This window comes from Pseudomonas rhizosphaerae (assembly GCF_000761155.1).
Lineage (GTDB): Bacteria > Pseudomonadota > Gammaproteobacteria > Pseudomonadales > Pseudomonadaceae > Aquipseudomonas > Aquipseudomonas rhizosphaerae.
Genome location: NZ_CP009533.1, coordinates 1,852,359 through 1,871,011, shown reverse-complemented (window position 1 = coordinate 1,871,011; position 18,653 = coordinate 1,852,359). Strand labels below are relative to the sequence as shown.

General features: G+C 63.0%; 18 protein-coding genes. 8 read left to right on the top strand and 10 right to left on the bottom strand.

Annotated features, from left to right (window positions below):
- Positions 1–40: 40 nt before the first annotated feature.
- A complete protein-coding gene (gmd, locus tag LT40_RS08410) occupies positions 41–1,072 on the bottom strand; it encodes a GDP-mannose 4,6-dehydratase (protein ID WP_043188809.1) in 1,032 nt (343 codons plus the stop codon).
- Between the two features lie 993 nt (positions 1,073–2,065).
- Between gmd and LT40_RS08405 the strand changes: the two genes are divergently transcribed.
- The 3 genes from LT40_RS08405 (at position 2,066) to LT40_RS08395 (ending at position 6,061) form a co-directional block, all read left to right on the top strand.
- Positions 2,066–3,583 carry an MFS transporter gene (locus tag LT40_RS08405; RefSeq protein ID WP_043188804.1) on the top strand — a complete coding sequence of 506 codons (1,518 nt, stop codon included), beginning with the start codon at positions 2,066–2,068 and terminating at the stop codon, positions 3,581–3,583.
- Between the two features lie 134 nt (positions 3,584–3,717).
- Positions 3,718–5,079 carry an iron-containing redox enzyme family protein gene (locus LT40_RS08400; protein ID WP_043193479.1) on the top strand — a complete coding sequence of 454 codons (1,362 nt, stop codon included), beginning with the start codon at positions 3,718–3,720 and terminating at the stop codon, positions 5,077–5,079.
- Between the two features lie 10 nt (positions 5,080–5,089).
- On the top strand, positions 5,090–6,061 hold the full coding sequence (locus LT40_RS08395; protein ID WP_052393516.1) for a methyltransferase: 972 nt from the start codon (positions 5,090–5,092) through the stop codon (positions 6,059–6,061).
- Between the two features lie 166 nt (positions 6,062–6,227).
- On the opposite strand, the gene ftrA is transcribed toward LT40_RS08395, so the two are convergent.
- Positions 6,228–7,193: a transcriptional regulator FtrA gene (gene ftrA / locus LT40_RS08390; RefSeq protein WP_043188801.1), complete on the bottom strand. Its 966-nt coding sequence runs from the start codon at positions 7,191–7,193 to the stop codon at positions 6,228–6,230.
- 98 nt (positions 7,194–7,291) lie between these two features.
- Between ftrA and LT40_RS08385 the strand changes: the two genes are divergently transcribed.
- The gene (locus LT40_RS08385) at positions 7,292–7,732 is read left to right on the top strand and encodes a rhodanese-like domain-containing protein (RefSeq protein WP_043188798.1); all 441 of its coding nucleotides are present in this window, start codon (positions 7,292–7,294) and stop codon (positions 7,730–7,732) included.
- A gap of 6 nt (positions 7,733–7,738) precedes the next feature.
- On the opposite strand, the gene LT40_RS08380 is transcribed toward LT40_RS08385, so the two are convergent.
- The 3 genes from LT40_RS08380 to LT40_RS08370 form a co-directional block, all read right to left on the bottom strand.
- On the bottom strand, positions 7,739–8,509 hold the full coding sequence (locus LT40_RS08380) for a molybdopterin-dependent oxidoreductase (protein WP_043188794.1): 771 nt from the start codon (positions 8,507–8,509) through the stop codon (positions 7,739–7,741).
- Positions 8,502–9,125: a cytochrome b/b6 domain-containing protein gene (locus LT40_RS08375; protein WP_043188791.1), complete on the bottom strand. Its 624-nt coding sequence runs from the start codon at positions 9,123–9,125 to the stop codon at positions 8,502–8,504. The genes LT40_RS08380 and LT40_RS08375 overlap by 8 nt, the downstream gene beginning before the upstream one ends.
- Before the next feature lie 145 nt (positions 9,126–9,270).
- The gene (locus tag LT40_RS08370) at positions 9,271–9,876 is read right to left on the bottom strand and encodes a hypothetical protein (protein ID WP_084139879.1); all 606 of its coding nucleotides are present in this window, start codon (positions 9,874–9,876) and stop codon (positions 9,271–9,273) included.
- A gap of 238 nt (positions 9,877–10,114) precedes the next feature.
- Between LT40_RS08370 and LT40_RS08365 the strand changes: the two genes are divergently transcribed.
- Together LT40_RS08365 and LT40_RS08360 are read left to right on the top strand one after the other, a co-directional pair.
- A complete protein-coding gene (locus LT40_RS08365) occupies positions 10,115–10,810 on the top strand; it encodes a heavy metal response regulator transcription factor (RefSeq protein WP_043188785.1) in 696 nt (231 codons plus the stop codon).
- Complete coding sequence (locus LT40_RS08360; RefSeq protein ID WP_043188782.1) at positions 10,783–12,186, top strand: heavy metal sensor histidine kinase; 1,404 nt, start codon at positions 10,783–10,785, stop codon at positions 12,184–12,186. Before LT40_RS08365 ends, LT40_RS08360 begins: the two co-directional genes overlap by 28 nt.
- 7 nt (positions 12,187–12,193) lie before the next feature.
- Here the strand turns inward: LT40_RS08360 and LT40_RS08355 are convergent, their stop codons facing one another.
- Positions 12,194–12,778: a CGNR zinc finger domain-containing protein gene (locus LT40_RS08355; RefSeq protein WP_043188779.1), complete on the bottom strand. Its 585-nt coding sequence runs from the start codon at positions 12,776–12,778 to the stop codon at positions 12,194–12,196.
- A gap of 93 nt (positions 12,779–12,871) precedes the next feature.
- On the opposite strand from LT40_RS08355, the gene LT40_RS08350 reads away from it, so the two are divergent.
- Positions 12,872–13,831: an alpha/beta fold hydrolase gene (locus LT40_RS08350; RefSeq protein WP_084139757.1), complete on the top strand. Its 960-nt coding sequence runs from the start codon at positions 12,872–12,874 to the stop codon at positions 13,829–13,831.
- Between the two features lie 8 nt (positions 13,832–13,839).
- On the opposite strand, the gene LT40_RS08345 is transcribed toward LT40_RS08350, so the two are convergent.
- On the bottom strand, positions 13,840–14,265 hold the full coding sequence (locus tag LT40_RS08345; RefSeq protein WP_193385573.1) for a lysozyme inhibitor LprI family protein: 426 nt from the start codon (positions 14,263–14,265) through the stop codon (positions 13,840–13,842).
- Between the two features lie 67 nt (positions 14,266–14,332).
- Between LT40_RS08345 and LT40_RS08340 the strand changes: the two genes are divergently transcribed.
- Positions 14,333–14,827 (top strand): DUF1543 domain-containing protein, encoded by a 495-nt coding sequence (locus LT40_RS08340; RefSeq protein WP_043188776.1) that lies wholly within the window; start codon positions 14,333–14,335, stop codon positions 14,825–14,827.
- A 319-nt stretch (positions 14,828–15,146) separates the two neighbouring features.
- On the opposite strand, the gene LT40_RS08335 is transcribed toward LT40_RS08340, so the two are convergent.
- The 3 genes from LT40_RS08335 to LT40_RS08325 all read right to left on the bottom strand — a co-directional run bounded on the left by LT40_RS08335 (position 15,147) and on the right by LT40_RS08325 (position 18,645).
- Positions 15,147–15,464 (bottom strand): isochorismate lyase, encoded by a 318-nt coding sequence (locus LT40_RS08335; RefSeq protein ID WP_043188773.1) that lies wholly within the window; start codon positions 15,462–15,464, stop codon positions 15,147–15,149.
- A gap of 56 nt (positions 15,465–15,520) precedes the next feature.
- Entirely contained in the window at positions 15,521–16,747 is a 1,227-nt protein-coding gene (locus tag LT40_RS08330; RefSeq protein WP_043188769.1) for a histidine decarboxylase, read from the bottom strand.
- A gap of 62 nt (positions 16,748–16,809) precedes the next feature.
- The gene (locus tag LT40_RS08325) at positions 16,810–18,645 is read right to left on the bottom strand and encodes a (2,3-dihydroxybenzoyl)adenylate synthase (RefSeq protein WP_043193475.1); all 1,836 of its coding nucleotides are present in this window, start codon (positions 18,643–18,645) and stop codon (positions 16,810–16,812) included.
- Positions 18,646–18,653 lie beyond the last annotated feature (8 nt).

The window sequence follows — 18,653 nt, the reverse complement described above, 5'->3', positions numbered from 1 at the left end:
CCATTCCCACTGCCGTAATTCGGGTAGACGCCAAGGGCGCCTAGAAAGAAAAGCCGATTTCGTTGCGTCGCAGATCTGCCTCGACCATCATCCGGCACAGCTCTTCGAGGCTGGTCTGCGGCTGCCAACCCAGCACTTCACGCGCCTTGGCCGGGTCGCCGATCAGCAGATCGACTTCGGCTGGACGGTGGAACATCGGGTTGACCTTGACCAGCACCTTGCCGGTCGCGCGGCAGGTGCCGCATTCCGAATCATCCTTGCCCGACCAGTCCAGGCTGATGTCTACAGCCTTGAACGCCATGCTGACGAAGTCGCGCACGGTTTCGGTACGGTTGGTGGCCAGCACGAAGGTGTCCGGCTCGTCGGCCTGCAGCATGCGCCACATGCCTTCCACGTATTCCTTGGCGAAACCCCAGTCGCGCTTGGCGTCGAGGTTGCCCAGTTCGAGCACGTCGAGCTTGCCCAGTTTGATCTTGGCCACGCTGTCGGTGATCTTGCGGGTCACGAACTCACGGCCGCGCAGCGGCGACTCGTGGTTGAAGAGGATGCCGCTGGTGGCGAACAACCCGTAGGACTCGCGGTAGTTGATGGTCATCCAGTGGGCGTAGAGCTTGGCGACACCGTAGGGGCTGCGCGGATAGAACGGCGTGCTCTCGATCTGCGGAATCGCCTGCACCTTGCCGAACATCTCGGAAGTGGACGCTTGGTAGAAGCGGATCTTCGGGTTGACGATGCGGATCGCTTCGAGCAGGTTGACCACCCCCACCCCGGTGATCTCGGCCGTGGTCAGCGGCTGTTCGAACGACACGCCGACGAAACTCTGCGCCGCCAGGTTGTAGACCTCGGTGGCTTCGGTGTTCTGCAGCAGGCGAATGCTGGCCGACAGGTCGGTCAGGTCGTACTCGACCAGGTGCAGGTTGGCATGGGTCGCGACACCAAGCTCTTCCAGGCGCCAGAAGTTCACCGAACTGGTGCGTCGGTAGGTCCCGTAGACGGTGTAGCCTTTTTCCAGCAACAGCTGCGTCAGATACGCTCCATCCTGGCCGGTTACGCCGGTGACAATCGCTTTCATGCAAATCTCCAGAGTCTTTGGTATGCAGCAACAACCAGTGCAACGCCCATCGGCACATCCTGCGAAGCTGACCTTGGACAAGCTGTTGCGCCAAGGTTCAGTCCGGACGTCGTATAAACATCGCATCGGAGCAAAATAAATCAGGTACACGTCTCGTCCAGCACCGTGGGGTACCGAAACGGTGATGTACGCAAGGCAGTGTCGATCTTGTGCGGCCGGTCTGGTCGCGTTTTGTCAGTGCCGACTCTGGGGCGGCATCGGTACGGCGAGGTGATACTAGGTGTCGAAACTCCGGCAGTGCAAGCCGAGTGCTATCACTGGCGTGTAAATAAATTGTCAAGCCTGAAATTTTTTGAAAAATCCATATAAAACAATAACTTACGCAAACTTAAATGATGGCGCCAAATATCTGCGGGCCTCGGGCGTCAATATTATTGGCGCCAAAGAATGTTCAGCGACCAGCTCGAGACAAACACCCGTCAATAAATGACGGTTCGTTGGCAAAACGCTCGTCGCTGCCACCATAGGGCGAGCCACAGCCCTCGGTTACCGAGGGCTGTGGCATTTTCAGCCAGTTCCAGTGTGCAACGTATGCGCAACAAGTGTGTTACGAAATCGCGTCAGGCTTATCCTCGCAACTCTGCGAAAACGCCAGTAAACCGACTTGTCGAGGCTTCTCAAACCCATACCGTGCCGAAGTCCGGCACCACTGGCACGACGATTAACTACCCTTCCTAACCGGCACTGTCGCTATGCCCACGTGCTATTGGTAGCGCTATCTCGCTGATGAACAGGTTCAGTGATCGAATGCTCAGGATGACGAATGAGTTTCAGGTGGGGCGAATGTGAGCTGACGTGAAGAACATGCATACTATCACTGGCGAGCTGCTATGTGACGTGTGTCTCGGCCTATCATGCAGATAATGGCATGATGATATCACACTATGCCGGGCTGCCGCATCTGGAGTCCGTTCGATCATTCAAGGAAGTCCCGTGTCGTCGTCTGAATCTGTAAAACGCTGGTGGGTGCTGCTCGCGGTCATGATGGTGTTTCTGCCGGTGGTGCTGGACGTGACCATCCTGCACGTGGCGGTCCCATCGCTGACCCTGGCACTGCTGGCCACCGGTACCGAGGTGTTGTGGATCATCGACATCTACCCCTTGATCATGGCCAGCCTGCTGATTCCCATGGGCACCCTCGCCGACCGCATCGGCCATCGCCAACTGTTGATTGCCGGGCTGTGCCTCTTCAGCCTCGGGTCGGTATTTGCCGCGTTCTCGCCCAGCGTCGCTGCGCTGATCGCCGCGCGGGCATTCATGGCCTTCGGCTCGGCGATGATCATCCCCTGCACCCTGGCCATCATCCGCCAGACTTTCGACGACGAGCGCGAGCGCGCCATGGCCCTGGGCATCTGGGGCGCGACTGGCTCGGCGGGCGCTGCCATCGGCCCGCTGGTAGGCGGTGCCCTGTTGGAGCATTTCTGGTGGGGCGCGGTGTTTCTGGTCAATGTGCCGGTGATGCTGGTAGTGATGCCGCTGGTGCTCAAGCACGTTCCGCGCACCGCCATTACCGGCGACGGCAACTGGACCATCGGCCAGGCCTTGATCCTGATGCTGGGCATCATGGCCACGGTCTATGCCCTCAAGTCGGGATTCAAACCGGGTAGCTCGGCATCCGTGACCACCGCTTCGGCACTCATCGGCCTGAGCATGCTCGGCTGGTTCGGGCACAAGCAGCTGCATGCCGCACAACCGATGCTGGACCTGAGCCTGTTCCGTTCGCCAGCGATCAGCGCGGGTGTGGTCATGGCTTTGGTGGTGATGGGTGCACTGGCCGGGGTCGAATTGATGCTGGCGCAGGAGCTGCAGTTCGTCCTGGGACAAACGCCGCTGCAAGCTGGAATGTTCCTGTTGCCGTTGATGGTCGCCTCGGCCGTCGGCGGCCCCATGGCCGGTTTGCTGCTGCGCGCCATCGGCCTGCGCTGGGTCGGCAGCCTGTCGCTGGCCGCCGCCAGTGCCAGCCTGGCGGGCCTGGCCATGGCCGATCTGCACCACAGCGGCCTGGGCGTGATCGGCCTGCTGGTAGTGCTCGGCGCGTCGCTGAGCATTGGCCTGACAGCTTCCTCGGTGGCGATCATGAGCAGCACCCCGCCGCACAAGGCCGGCTCGGCCGGCGCGCTGGAGGCCACCAGTTATGACCTGGGCTCGGGATTGGGGATCACCGGCTTCGGCATCGTGCTGGGTAGTGGCTACACCCGTTCGATGCAGATGCCCGAAGGGTTGCCGCCCGCCATCGCGGAGAGTGCCCGGCACTCGATCGGCGAGACCATGAGCGCTGCGAAAGCGCTGGGCGGCCCACAGGCGACCGAACTGGTCGCCGCAGGCCAGGCGGCGTTCAGTACTTCCCACAGCCTGGTATTGATGTCGGCCGCAACCTTGATCGGCGTACTGGCCGTGGTGATCTGGGTTGCGTTGCATCGCCATGGGCACACTCACAGTCAGGCGGTCTGACTGGATAGAGGCGAGTCGCACGGCACGCCGGTCAAGGCGCACTCACTGTTGACGTGTCGCTTCGTCGCTCCGGCTGAATTTTCTGCGGCCGGCCGAACTCGAATCATCACACCAAAAACATAATTGGTACCATGATGATCTCGCTCCAATCCATGGCCTGCCAGCCTTCGTGCGCCACGCCCAGCCGTGCCGCCCTGCCGATGTACCAATCGCTACTCGGCGACCCTGAAACCACTGATCCCACCGTGATAAAAGGCTTTCTCGAAGAGCAACTGGAGCAGGCTTCGGCACTGCCCTGCCCGATGCCGACCGAGCCGGCCCAGCTGTTGCAGTGGGTGGCGGACAATGCCGCAGCGGTGGGTCGCCAGTACTCGGAGTATCTGCAGTTACGCCATGCCGGTGCGCCGCGGCGTTTCTTCAGCAGCAAGGCGCATGCGCTGTACTTTCTGCAGCAGGTCGCGCCGAGCAAATTGGTGGATGGCGCGTGGCTGTTTGGAACGGTGCGCCACTCGGCCGACTGGCGTTACCGAGGGCTGATCCGCACCTACCTCGAGGAGCTGGGCGACGGTGACCCGGCGCTGAACCACGTGACGCTCTACCGCGCATTGCTGGCCGAGCATGACTGTCTGGCGACCCATGAGCTGGCCGACGGTCTGTATCTGCAAGGCGCTATCCAGCTGGCACTCGGACAGGCGAGCGATGACTTCCTGCCTGAGGTCATCGGTTACAACCTGGGGTATGAACAGCTGCCGCTGCACCTGCTGATCACTGCGTTCGAACTCAACGAGCTGGGCATCGACCCCTACTATTTCACGTTGCACGTGACCATAGACAACGCAGGCACCGGGCATGCGCACAAGGCCGTGGCGGCCGTCCTGGACCTGCTGCCGGGAGGTGCTGGCAATGCGGTATTCCTCGAGCGGTTGCGGGCAGGCTATAACCTCAATGATCTGGGCGTCGGGTCTTCTGCAGTGATCGAGGGCTTCAACCTGGACCATGAAGTGGTGCAAATGCTGGAGCGCAAGCGCGGCTTTGGCCAGTTCATGCACTCCGATTACTGCCGCCTGGAAGGCAAGACCGTCAACGAATGGCTGGCCCAGCCAGGCCAGTGCGGTGATTTTCTGACCGCTCTGGAAAACAAGGGTTGGATAAAACGCCATCAAGACCCGCAGGCCAGCCGCTTCTGGCAAATGATCGATGGGCCCGGCGCGCCGATGTTTGGCGTGTTCAACGGTTACGAGCTGCAATTGCTGAAGGACTGGATCGCCGGGGATTGGGTAGACACGCAGTCCGGCGTGAACAATCCATTCAGGGCGCGGTTCCGTCGCCGGGAGGCCGTTGCGTCGATCCCCGCCGCCGGGGCCACGCCTGCTGACTCGACCCGGGAATTGATTCGCAAGATGTCGCCGTCGCTGCACGCGTCGCCTGAGGGGCTTGAAGCCACGCGCATTTTTACGCAACGCCTGAGCGAGGGAGTGCTGAGCCTTGAGCATTGATGTACACGGTTTGACCAGGGGCCAGGCGGACGCCTGCGGTGCCGGGGAGGATGGCGAGCTGGACACGGTGCTGCTGCAACTGGGCCGTCGTCTGCAGGCGGACGGTTACCGCTTCGTCACCGTGACGCCGCTGACCCACCAGCGCAACAATGAACGCGCGGGCAATCGGGTCGCCCGTGACCTGCGCGGTGTGTTCGGCTGGAGTCGCCCGTTCGAACCAGGCCTGTTGCCGCAGGTGGAAACTGCAGCGTTATTGGAGAGCGCCATTCTCACCGAGCGCTCGGGGTTGCTGCACAGCGAGGTGCGCTGGTCCAGTCTGGACGGGCAGTTGTTCGTGCATTCGGCCTATCCGACCGTGGCTCATGATTCGGTATTTTTCGGTCCGGACACCCATCGTTTTGCCCGAGCCATCGATAAGCATCTGGCCCAGTCCCTACATCCTGTCCGCACCGCCATCGACATCGGCTGTGGCAGTGGCGCCGGCGCGATAGTGATCGCCCTCGCGCGCCGCGAAGCGCAGGTTCAGGCCGTCGATATCAACCGGATCGCGTTGCGCTTTACGGCGGTGAATGCTGCCTTGGCGGGCGTCAGCAACGTTTCGGCCTGGCACAGTGATGTCCTGCAAGGGACCAGTGGCGATTTCGATCTGATCGTCGCCAATCCGCCCTACATGCAGGACCCCGAGGCGCGGGCCTATCGCGATGGCGGTGGCGAGCTGGGATCGGCACTGTCGGTCCGCATCGCCCGCGAGGCCCTGGACCGTCTGGCACCCGGCGGCAGTCTGCTGCTGTACACCGGCGCACCGTCGGTGGACGGCGTCGACCTGTTCCTGGCCCAGGTACAACCGCTGCTGAATGTGCCGGGCCTGCAGTGGACCTATGAAGAAGTGGACCCGGACGTGTTCGGCGAAGAGCTGGAAACCCCTGGCTATCAACAGGCCGAACGAATCGCCGCCGTCGTCCTCACCGTCACCAAACCCTGACACACGCCCCCCGTAGCAGCGGCACAAGCCGCGTCCGGGCCCACCGCGTTTATCCAGACATACCTCACCCACCGCCGACGCGGCTCGCGCCGCTGCTACACAAACTGCACTCACCCCGCCTCTAACGCCGCGTCCGGGTCCGCCGCGGTCATCCAGAGACACCGCGTCAGCGCTGCCGGGCCCCGAACCTTTCGCGGTAGAACGATGGCGCCAAGCCGACGGCTTTGCGAAAGGCGACTCGGAAACTTTCTGCTGACGCGAAACCGCACCGCTGGGCTACCTGCTCGGTATCCAACGCGCTGGTTTCCAGCAGCGAGCGAGCCCGGGCCATTCGTTCGTGTTGCAACCAGGCCTTGGGTGTCATGCCGGTCGCGTCCTTGAAGCGTCGCAAAAACGTGCGCTCGCTCATCAGCGCCTTGGCGGCCATTTGCGGCACTGTCAGGGTTTCACCCAGGCGCTCACGAGCCCACTCCAGCACCGCCGCCAGATCATGCCGCGGCACCTGGGCCACCGGCGCAGCAATGAACTGCGCTTGCCCGCCGGCGCGCAGCGGCGCCATCACCAGCCGTCGGGCCACCGTGTTGGACACATGGGCACCAAAGTCCCGCTCCACCAGATGCAGGCAGGCATCGATCCCGGCCGCACTGCCCGCCGAGGTGATCACCTGCCCGCTGTCCACATACAGCACGGCAGGATCCACGAGGATTGCGGGAAACCGCCGCGCCAGCTCATCACAGTAGCGCCAATGAGTAGTGGCGCGCTTGCCGTCCAGCAACCCGGCTGCCGCCAGCACGAATACCCCGGAACAGATCGACAGCAGGCGCGCGCCGCGCTCATGCGCCTGGCGCAGCGCGTCGAGCAGCGCATGCGGCGGCAGTTCATCGCGGCTCCGCCATCCGGGAATGACGATGGTACGGGCCTCGGTCAACGCCTCATACCCGGCATCGGCGCTGACCATGAACCCCCCTGTCGCACGCAGCGGCCCCCGGTCGACGGCAACGATGCTATGCCGATACCAGGCAAAATCGAATTCCGGCCTGGGCAACGCGAATATCTCGATAGCAATACCGAATTCGAACGTGCACAAACCATCGTAGGCCAATATGGCCACCAGCCCAGGAGCGTCATGCATTGGCGAAAAACTACCGGTCGATGTCGAGTTCGCCACTGTAGCGCAAGGTGCGACACCTTTAAAGTGACGCTACACCCACCTTGCCAGGAGCCACCCATATGCCCAGCCTGATCAGTGAACACCCCGCCGCCAGCGCCCCCGAAGCACTCGCCCATTTCAGCCAGCGATTGCGTTTCGAAACCGATTGCTCCGATGTGTACCGTAGCCAGCAAACCGGCCAGGTCGACTTCATCCTGCTGGATGTACGCAACGAAACCGCGTTCGCCGCCGGCCATGTAGCCGGCTCGGTCAACCTGCCGACCCGAACGATCACCCCCGAACGTCTTGCCCAGTTCCCAGCCGACAGCCTGTTCGTCGTCTACTGCGCCGGACCCCACTGCAACGGGGTGCACCGGGCCGCGGTGCGACTGGCCAGCCTGGGCCATCAGGTGAAGGAGATGATCGGCGGCGTCACCGGCTGGCTCGACGAAGGCTTACCGCTCGCCAAAGCTGATGGCCGGGACGCGACGACGGCCGTGACCGCGTCCTGCGCCTGCTGATCGGCGTCAGATCCCGCTGAACCAGTTGTAGCCCTGGTCTTCCCAATAGCCGCCGGGGTAGTCGTTGCTGACGAAGATCTCGACGATATGCTTGGGGTTCTTGAAGCCCAGTTTGGTCGGCACACGGACTCGTAGCGGGTAGCCGTATTCGGGCGGCAGGGCGATTTCGCCGTAGTCCAGGGCGAGCAGCGTCTGCGGGTGCAGGGCGGTGGGCATGTCCAGGCTCGAGTAGTAACGGTCGGCACACTTGAACCCGACGAATTTGGCCGTGGTGTCGGCGCCAATATGCTCGAGGAAGGTTTTCAGCGGCACCCCGCCCCACTGGCCGATGGCGCTCCAGCCCTCGACGCAGATCAGCCGGGTGATGTCGCTGCGCTGGGGCAGCTTGCGCAGACCTTCCAAAGTCCAGGGCGCCTTGTCGCGCACCAGGCCGGACACGGCGAGGGCATAGCCGGCGACATCGATGTCGGGGATGTCGTCCTCACTGTAGAAAGCGTTGAACGGGAACGGTTGGGTCATCTGCGCCTTGCTGTAGGTGGGCGCCAGCCGTTGGCCGTTGAACAGCCAGGCTTGCACGCGATCGTTCCAGCGCGACATGGCCCACAAGACCTTGTCGACCTGGTCGCCGTCTTGCAGGTTGCAGCCGCTGAGCATCGCCATGGCGCCGACGGTCAAGCCGCCGCGCAGGAAATGCCGGCGCTGGAGGCTTTCCAATTCGGTGCGCTGGGCAGGCTCCAGCTTGATCGGGGCAGTACGGCGGGGCCTGGGTTCATTCATGATCGTTCTTCTCGTGGGTCAGCGGCCGCACACCGCCGGTGATCATCGGCGGCAGTGTCTTGGGCACCAGCAATACCAGGGCCAGATGCACGACCACGAAAGCACCGATGGCCGACATGGCGGCAAAATGAACATAGCGGGCGAAGTCGTAACCGCCCAGCAGGGCGACCAGTTCCTGGAACTGTATGGGCTTCCAGATGGCCACGCCGGAGACCAGAATCAGCACGCCGGCTGCCAGCACCAGCCAGTACATCAGGCGCTGTACGGCGTTGTAGACGCCTTTTTCATGGATCAGACGCAGGCGCAATGCATCCCGCAGGTCACGCTTGACTGCGGTAGGCGTGACCGGCAGCAGGTCGCGCTTGAAGTGCTGGCTGAGCAGTCCGTAAAGGACGTAGACCAGGCCATTGATCAGCAGCAGCCACATGACTGCGAAATGCCAGGCCAGCGCACCGCCCAGCCAGCCGCCCAGGGTGAGCGAGGGCGGGAAGCGGAACGCGAACAGGGGTGACGCGTTGTAGATACCCCAGCCGCTCATGAACATGCAGGTCATGCCGAAGGCATTGATCCAGTGGGTCAGGCGTACCGTGAGTGAATGTATGCGTTGCACGGCCATGAAATGGCCCTCCCCTATAAGAAAACACACCGCCCCCCCTATGGGAGCGGTCAGTGGCCGCGAAAAGACCACTGCGGTAGATCAGATACTCCGCGATGCGTCTTTCGCGGCCGATGACCGCTCCTACGGGAGAAAGCCCGCTGTGTTACATCGGAGGCTGGAAGCCGTCCTTGCCTACAGCTACGCCACGGGCGGTCTTGCCGTCGTCGGCGGGGAACACGACGATCTTGGCGCCCTTGACCAGTTGCTCGGCCTTACCCGCTTCAACGTAGGCGATCGGCACATCTTCAGGCACGACGACCTGCTTCTCGCCGCCCTTGTAGTTCACGGTCAAGGTCCGGCCATTGGTCTGGGCCAGCTTGCCCACGGTGCCGTTGGTCATGGTGCCAGTAGTGCCATCAGCGTTTTCCCAGCCGTAGTGCCCTTCACCGCTGCCCTTGAGGCTCGGCTCGAACACGGTCACTTCCAGCGCCTTAAGCGTACCGTCGGCCTGGGGCGTGGCCGCCGAGCCGATGAAGCTGTCGGCCTTGATCGAATCGATGCTGGCCTTGGACACCAGGCGAATGCCAGTCTTGTCGGTCAGGCCAATGGTCTGGTGCGCACCGCTGCGGGTGGTGAAGGACAAGGTGTTATTGTCCAGGCCATCGACCGTGCCACGCATCGGCTTGACGACTGGCATGTCCGCAGCCGAGGCCATCACGGCGGCGCTGAGCAGCAACGTGCCCAGGGTGGTCGACAGGGCAGTTTTGATCTTCATCGGTACGACTCCTTGCGGTAGGTGTGCAGTCATGTTCGGCCAACAACTGGCACGCGTGAATGACCGGGCGATGACATTTCTGTCATTCGTGCGACGGCGCCATCGATGACAGGAATGTAACCGACAGCGCCGTCCTGCTCCATTAGACTGCACTGCGCAGGCCCTGTTCGCCGCGCGCCTGGACCCTGAACCGCCAACCTATGAACCGCCGACGCCCGAGCGAGCCTGATCGATGCATATCCTGTTGATCGAAGACGACATCAAGACCGGCGAGTACCTGAAAAAAGGCTTGGGTGAATCCGGCTACAACGTCGATTGGGCGCAGCACGGTGCCGACGGTTTGCACCTGGCGCTGGAAAACGCCTACGACCTGCTGGTGCTCGACGTGATGCTGCCCGGCATCGACGGCTTCCAGATCATGGAGGTGCTGCGCGCTCGGCAAGCAGTACCGGTGCTGTTCCTGACCGCCCGCGACCAGTTACAGGACCGCATCCGCGGCCTGGAGCTGGGCGCCGACGACTACCTGGTGAAACCGTTTTCGTTCACCGAACTGTTGCTGCGGATTCGTACCATCCTGCGCCGCGGTGGCGCGCGCGAAGCCGATCGCTTTCACCTCGCCGACCTCGAACTGGACCTGCTGCGCCGCCGCGTGACGCGGCAACAGGAAGTCATCCCCCTGACCAACAAGGAATTCGCCCTGCTGCACTTGCTGCTGCGCCGCGAAGGCGATGTGCTCTCGCGCACCCAGATCGCTTCGGAAGTGTGGGACATGAATTTCGACAGCGACACCAATGTGGTCGACGTCGCGGTCAAGCGCCTGCGCAGCAAGATCGACCAGCCCTACCCGGTCAAGCTGATCCACACCGTGCGCGGCATCGGCTACGTCTGCGAGGTGCGCCCATGGGACGCCGACGCCCCCCATCCCTGACCCTGCGCTCGACCCTGGCCTTTTCGCTGGTGGCGATGCTCACGGTGGCGGGCGCCGGTTGGTACCTGTACGAATCCATGAAGGCGTCGGTGCTGCAACGCAGCGACAACGCGGTGCTCGGTCGGCTCGATCACTTTCGCAAACTGCTGCACTACGACCTGACCCTGGACAAGCTGTCGAGCAGCCCGCAGATCTTCCAGAACATGCTGGGCAGCGAAGACGACATCTTCGTCATTGCCGAAGTCGGCCAGCCACCGGTGATCCAGGTCAACCCGCTGCGCGCGACCTTGCCGCCCCTGCCCGAGGTCGCCCACGACAGCGTGCCCAGCAGGGCCGACCTGCGCACGGGGATGGCGCCTGCGGGTGTACCGCTGCGCGCGGCAAGCGTGTTGACCACTTCGGGCGGCCGCGAAGTGAAGCTGACGGCCGCACACATCATGGTCAAGGAAATGGCCATGCTCACCGAGTTCCGCCAGCGCATTTACCTGGCCGTGGGCATCGCCTTCCTGCTCACCGCCCTGCTCGGCTTCGTGCTACTGCGTCGCGGGCTGAGGCCATTGCGGGACATGACAGCGCATGCCACCGACATCTCCCCGGCGCGCCTGCACAGCCGCATGAGCAGCGAAAACACGCCTGTCGAACTGCAGCAATTAAGCGAGGCCTACAACGCCATGCTCGATCGCCTGGCCGAGGGTTATCAACGGCTCACCCAGTTCTCCGCAGACCTGGCCCACGAGATCCGCACGCCGGTGGGTTCGCTCATGGGTCACTGCCAGGTCGCCTTGCGCCAGGGCCGCAGCGCCGACGAGTACCAGGCGCTGCTGGCGTCGAATCTGGAAGAGCTGGAACGGATTTCGCGCATCGTCGAAAGCATCCTGTTCCTGGCCCGCGCCGACGATACCCAAGCCGTGGTCCAGCGTCAGCCGCTGCGGGTCCACGCTGAGCTGGAGCGCGTGGCCGAGTATTTCGAGGGCCTTGCCGAAGAGCGGCGGATCCGCCTGCTGACCTCGGGCGAAGCGACCTTGGATGCCGACCCACTGCTGCTGCGGCGAGCGTTGAGCAACCTGGTGGCCAACGCGATCCGCTATGCCGACGCGCACAGTGATGTGCTGATTGGCGTGGAGTCGAACGCGGGGCACTGCATGATCTGGGTGGAAAATCAGGGGCCGGCCCTGGACCCTGCGGCGCTGACCCATCTGTTCGATCGGTTCTACCGCGGCGACGCCTCGCGTCAGCAGAACTCCGACTCCAATGGCTTGGGCCTGGCCATCGTCGCGGCGATCATGCAATTGCACGGTGGCGAGGCCAGTGTTGTCCAGCCACAGTCCGGACGCATCCGCTTCACGCTGCGCTTTCCGGTACTCCACACAGCCTGAGCCACGTCTATTCGGGCTTCTTCCGGGCGCGAAAGGCCGCCACTTTCATGCGATTGCCGCAGGTTGCCATGCTGCACCAGCGGCGTCTGTGCGACTTGCTCAGGTCATGGAACAGCAGGATGCAGTCGTGGGCCTCGCACTGCCGCACGAACTCGAACTTGTCGCCGGTCACCAGGCCGACCAGCGCATCGGCCACCGGCCACAGCAAGCTTGCCGGGCTGGTGTCCTTGGGTCGCGTGACGAGGTGAAACGCCTGGGCTGCGCCATCCCATTGCAGGCAGCTGACAGGCCGCCCCGCCTCGAGTAGCTGGTTGATTACCCCGAGATCGGCATGCGCCCCCGTCATGGCAGCGTCCACCACGGCCCGCGCACCGAGCCGGAGCGCTCGGGCCTGAGCCAATAATCCCGGGACAGCCTCTGGATGCCCCTGCTCGGCCATCAGCCCCGCCGCCTTGAGCCAAGCCAATACCGCCTCGTCATCGTGCAGGCAATCATGCTGCTGATCACCCATACCGTACGCGGTGTTGATGAAATCCAACGCGATATTGTCGGCCACGAAAAGCGTGTCAGGAGCAATGCTGGTTGAGTTCATGACAGCCTGTAACTTGGAAAATGTGTTTGACAGGTTACCAAAACTATTCGTAACCTTCAAATGAACACATTAGAGGTTACACAAGGAGCCTTCATGACTACGTCCAAATCCGCAATCGCCGCTGCGCTTGCCGCCTCGTTGCTGGCCGGCACTGCACAGGCCGTCGATACCGCCAACACCGACCATGCCGAGAGCACCGTACACTACCGCTATGAGCAGGTAGGCGACGTCAAGGTCTTCTACCGCGAGGCCGGCAACCCCAGTGCCCCCACGGTGTTGCTGCTGCACGGCTTCGCCGCCTCGTCGTTCATGTTCCGTGAGCTGATTCCGCAACTGGCCGACCGCTATCACGTGATCGCACCGGATCTGCCAGCGTTCGGCTTTACCGAGGCACCTGCCCGTGGCCAATACGCCTACACGTTCAGCCAACTGGCGCAGACCATCGGCGAGTTCACCGAGCATCTCAAGCTCGACCGCTACGCGCTGATGGTCCATGACTACGGCGCCCCGGTAGGCTGGCGCCTGGCCGTTGCTCACCCAGAGCGCGTGACGGCGATCGTCTCGCAGAACGGCAACGCCTACGAGGAAGGCCTGGGCGCCGGTTGGGCGCCGATTCAAACGTATTGGCGCGAACCTACCGCGCAACACCGCGAGGCCTTGAAGGATTTCCCCACACCGGCTTCGATCAAGTGGCAGTACTTGGAAGGCGTCAGCGACCCGAGCACGGTTTCACCGGACGGCTATACCCTGGAAGGCCTGCAGATCCAGCGGCCCGGCAATGCCGACATCCAGCTCGATCTGGTTCTGGACTACGCCGCCAACGTCGCGATGTATCCGCAGTTCCAGGCGTACTTCCGCCAGTACCAGCCGCCCTTGCTGGCGGTGTGGGGCAAGCATGATCCGTTCTTCCTGCCGGCGGGCGCCGAGGCCTGGAAGCGTGACTTGCCCAAGGCGGACATTCGCTTCTACGACACCGGGCACTTCGCTCTGGAAACCCACGGACGGGAAATCATCCCGGTGATCGGTGAGTTTCTCGACGACAACCTGAAGTAGCGGCGCTACTACAGATCCTGCGGCTGAAACCGCACTGCCAGCGTGTCGGCGCGGACCTTGGTGGCCTTCAACAGGCACATCTGAGCATTGATCCGGTCTAGCGTGCCGCCCGTCAGACCGGCCTCGATGGCGCAGTCGGCATCGCGAAACTGTATCCACAGCCGCTGTGCATCGCGCAGCGCCGTGCGCTTGTCGCCTTCGAGTGTTTTCATGCCGGCCTGGTAGTTGGCGTTCAAGCGTGCGTCCTGACGCTTCGTCTCGGCGGCGGCGCAGCTGACCATGCCGGTGGTGGAGCTGTTGCTGTCCATGCACGTGCTGTAGGCCGAACTGTAGTCGGAAGTCGACGTGGAGCCTTCGGCCGAGGCCAGCGTGGCCTGGGCGGCACAGAGCGACAGCAAGGCAGCAGTGAGCAATGGCTTGCAGATGGATGTCATAGAAGACCTTTCGAAATCGAGAAAAGGCCTGGATCTTACCAGCCCCCACTCTCCAAGGATCGCACCCATGCTTTACATCGTTTTACTGGGCGGCAAGCACCCCAAGGCGCGCATCGAAGTACACGACATCGCCTGTGCGGTCGGCGACGATCTGCAAGCCATCTACCCGCAGTTGCGCGCGGACTGGTTCGGGGGTCAAAAGGGCTTGCACATCGATGCCTGGATGGCCGTGGACGGCATCGAGCAGTGGAAGGTCGAGTTCAGCCCGTTGGCGCCCGCCGCTGGTTCGCCAAGGCTGTACGTGATCAACCTGGGCGGTTACGAGCCGCGGGCGTTCGGCGAAGCCCATCACTATGTGCTGGTGGTTGCACAGGCCCCTCGCGAAGCCAAGAGCAAGGCCAGGCGCCAGTGCCTCGAACACTGGCGCCAGCCCCATACCGATGCGGTGCTGGACGTGGACGATTGCGTACCGATCGACCAGGTCAGCGGTCGTTACGTGCACCTGATCGAAAGGCCACATCAGGGCATCGAGCAGCGCAATGAATACATCATCCTCCCATGATCCCTGTAGGACGAACAGCGCATCGCGCTTATCCTGACACACCACAGCGCCTGCTTCGCGGCCGATGACCGCTCCCACATGTGCACTGCAATCCCGTAGGAGCGGTCCGTGGCCGCGAACGGCGCACCGCGTTTATCCTGACACACCACAGCGCCTGCTTCGCGGCCGATGACCGCTCCCACATATGCACTGCAATCCCGTAGGAGCGGTCCGTGGCCGCGAACGGCGCACCGCGTTTATCCTGACACACCACAGCGCCTGCTTCGCGGCCGATGACCGCTCCCACATATGCACTGCCATTCCTGTAGGTGCGGAATGATCAGACGTAGGGCGCTCGGGTCGCGCGCCAGTGCTCAATCTGCTGCTGGATGTTCCAGTGGATGATCTTCTCGAACAGCGCCTCGGTGAACGCCGAATCAAATCCGGCGGCAGCGGCCCAGTCCAAGCGCTGCTGGAGCATCGCGGCAACCCGTTCGGGTGCCGGAATGGATTCTTCGCTGGGTTTGAACTGGGCCGCGGCCTTGACGTATTCCAGCCGTTGCACCAGTGCCTGGAAAATCTGCCGGTCGTGCCAATCGATACCGCCGCGGATATCCTCCAGGTTCGCGCAGTCCCGGGGGTGGAGTGGTGGGGTCAAGGTAGCCTCTCTCTGGCAAGGTGGAATGGAAAAGCTGGAGCATTGCAGACCCGGCATCAAAATCTTCCCAGGCCAGCTGCCTGGTTCCATGAAGCCGTTCGCGGCAGCCGTTGGGCACTGCCCTGCCAGCTGCGCTGGAGGGTGGCACGCCAGACTTCCGGACGGGCATCGGCGATGACCTCGTCGATCAAGGCATCGATGGCCCGGTTGTCGCGGTGATGGGGCGTGGTGATCAGGTGCGCGGTGTCGCCCGAGGTGGCCAGGCCGTACTTGCGGGCGATGTCCGCCGAGGGGCAGGGAAACACTACGGTGATGGAGTTGGGGTTGCGCCACGCCTTGACCCCGCCGGCCTGCAGGCGGTTGACCGCATACTGGGCGGCAGCCAGGCTGCGCTCGACCCGACGGCGCCACTGCGCGGAAGAATGGCTGCGCAGCGCCGCCCACATGATCATCGGCGTATGACCGTTGCGCGAGCCGCTGATGGTCTTGTCGCTTGCCGAGATGTAGTCCACTTCCACGGAGATGCGCGCAACGTTCCTGCGCTTGGCCACGACGATCCCGCAGGGAATCGGCGAGCCGATCATCTTGTGCCCGGAAACGCAGATCGAATCGATGCCGTCGGCAAAGGTGAACGGCTGCGGCGCGTCCACGAACGGCAGGATCATTCCGCTCAACGCGGCATCGGCGTGCAGGTAATAGTCGCGCCGGGCGATGCCGGCATCTTGCAGGCGCTGCTGGATGACGGCGATGTCGTCGACGGCGCCGCGCATGGTCGTGCCGATGTTGGCGAAGATGATCGGGTGCCGTTCACCGTCTGCGGCGATCTTCGCCAGCAGGTCGTCATAGTCGATTTCGCCGGTGGGCAAGGCGTTCACGGCGCGGCACTTTATACGCAACAGCTTGACGATCTTGGCCACCGAATAATGGGTGTCCTTTGAATAGTACAAAGTCCCGTCGGGAAACAATTCCCGCGCCAGGTAACAGCCGAACATGTTGCCCTCGGTGCCGCCGTTGGTGACATAGCCCCAGCTGTCCTCGCGAGGAATCTCGAACAGGTCGGCGAAATACGCCATCACCTCTTTTTCGAAGTCGAAGGAATTGAGCACGTAGTTGCTGTGCTCGCTCCAGTCTCCACAATTGTTGATGGAAAAGCGCAGGAAACGCTCCAGCGCGCTGTAGTCGAAATCGGCGTTTTCCGGGTAGCCGATATTGAAGAACTGATGCTTGAGGCAGTGTTGCCAGAAATCATCGAGTCGGTGGGTGTCGGCAGTAGACAATGTCATCTTGCATCCTCTCTGGAATGACCAGGCGAGCCGCACTGCACCGGCGCGGCCCGCACCTTGAGTCAGGCGGCTTTCTGGCGGCTCTCGACCAGTGCCCACCAGTTGGCCAGGGTCGGCGCGCTGGCAAGTTCCTCGAAACTCACGGCCACGCCGCGCTCCTTGAGCTCGGCCGCCAGGCGCATCACCTGCAAGGAATCCAGGCCGTAGAAAATCAGGTTTTCCTCGGGGTCGAGGGTTTCGCCGTCTTCGATCAATTGCAGCAGGCGCGTCTTCAGCCAGGTGCGGTTGGTGTCCACTGCCAGCAGTTGGCGCAGGCGTTTCTTGTCGATCTTGCCCACGGCCGTCAGCGGCATGCTCGGGATCAGGCGGATGCGGTCGGGCAACTTGTACTCGGCAATGCCCAGCTCCACCAGGTGACGACGCAGCGCAGGCGCCTTGAGGGTCGGATCGCGGGTGACCACGAACGCGCAGCTCTTCTCGCCCAACGCCTCGTCGGGCATGGCCACAAGGCCGGCATGGGTCACGGCGGGGTGCAGCACGATGAGGTTTTCGATCTCTTCGGAGGCGATCTTCTCGCCGCCGCGGTTGACCTGATCCTTGATCCTTCCCACCACGCGCAGATCCCCGCTGGGCAGGCGCTGCACCAGGTCGCCGGAATAGTAGTAGCCCTGCGCGTCGAACGCCTGGGCATTCTGTTCGGGACTCTTGTAGTAACCACAGAAGGTGTACGGCCCGCGAGTGGCGAGCATCCCTGCCTGGCCGTCGGGCACCTCGGTGCCCTGCTCGTCGACGATCTTGATTTCATCGCCGGGGCTGACCGGACGCCCTTGGCTGGTGAATACCTGCTCGTCGCTGTCGTCCAGGCGGGTGTAGTTGATCAGCCCTTCGGCCATGCCAAACACCTGCTGCAACTGACAGCCCAGCACCGTGGGCACCTGGCGCGCCAACGAGTCCGCGAACACCGCGCCGCCGACCTGCAGGTAGCGCAGCGATTGCAGTTGCTCACGGTGTGGGGGCGCGGCTTGCAGCCACAGGGCCACGGCACTGGGCACCAGGGCCACGGTGTTGACGCCGTGCTGCTCGATGAGCGCAAAGCACGCCAGCGGCTCCGGATTGTCGGCCATGATCACGCAGCCGCCGGCATGGAACACGCCCAAGGCACCCGGCGAGCTGAGCAGGAAATTGTGCGCGGCCGGCACCGCGCAGAGAAAGCGCGTTTGTGCCGTGAGCGCGCAGACCTCGGCACAGGCACGGGCGTTGTAGTGGTAGTCGTTATGGGTGCGCGGGATCAATTTCGGCGTGCCGGTACTGCCGCCGGACAGCTGGAACAAGGCCACTTCGTCGGCGGCCGTGGGCGCGTACGGCGCCTGTTCGCTGCCAGGTGTCTCGATCCAGTGGGCTAGGCTGTGTTCGGTGCGGGCGTCACCGAGCAACAAGGCAATCTGTGGCCGGGCCGTGGCCTGCTCGAACAAGGTTTCATAGCCGTCGTCGCGAAACACTTCATGTTCGCGAGAGGCGATCAGCAATTTGGGTGAAAGCTGCTTGACGTAGGCGCCCAGCTCCAGCCGGCGGTGACTGAACAGCGCATTGAGCGGCACGATGCCGGCCTTGAGCAAGGCGAACAGCACCACATGGAACTCGGCGATGTTCGGCAACTGCACCAGCGCCGCATCGCCCTGGCCCAAACCGTGCGCAGCCAGGCGCGAAGCCAGGTTGGACGACAGCCGGTCGAGGTCGGCGTAGGTGAAGCGGCGCTCGCCACAGATGATCGCCAGCGCGTCAGGTTGAACCTGGCAGCGCTCGTCGAGAATGCACGTCAATGGCTGGTCGAGCCAGTAGCCGAGGTCGCGATAGGCCTGAGCGCGTTGCTGCGGCCAGCGGGTGAATTCGATAGTCATGGTTTCGC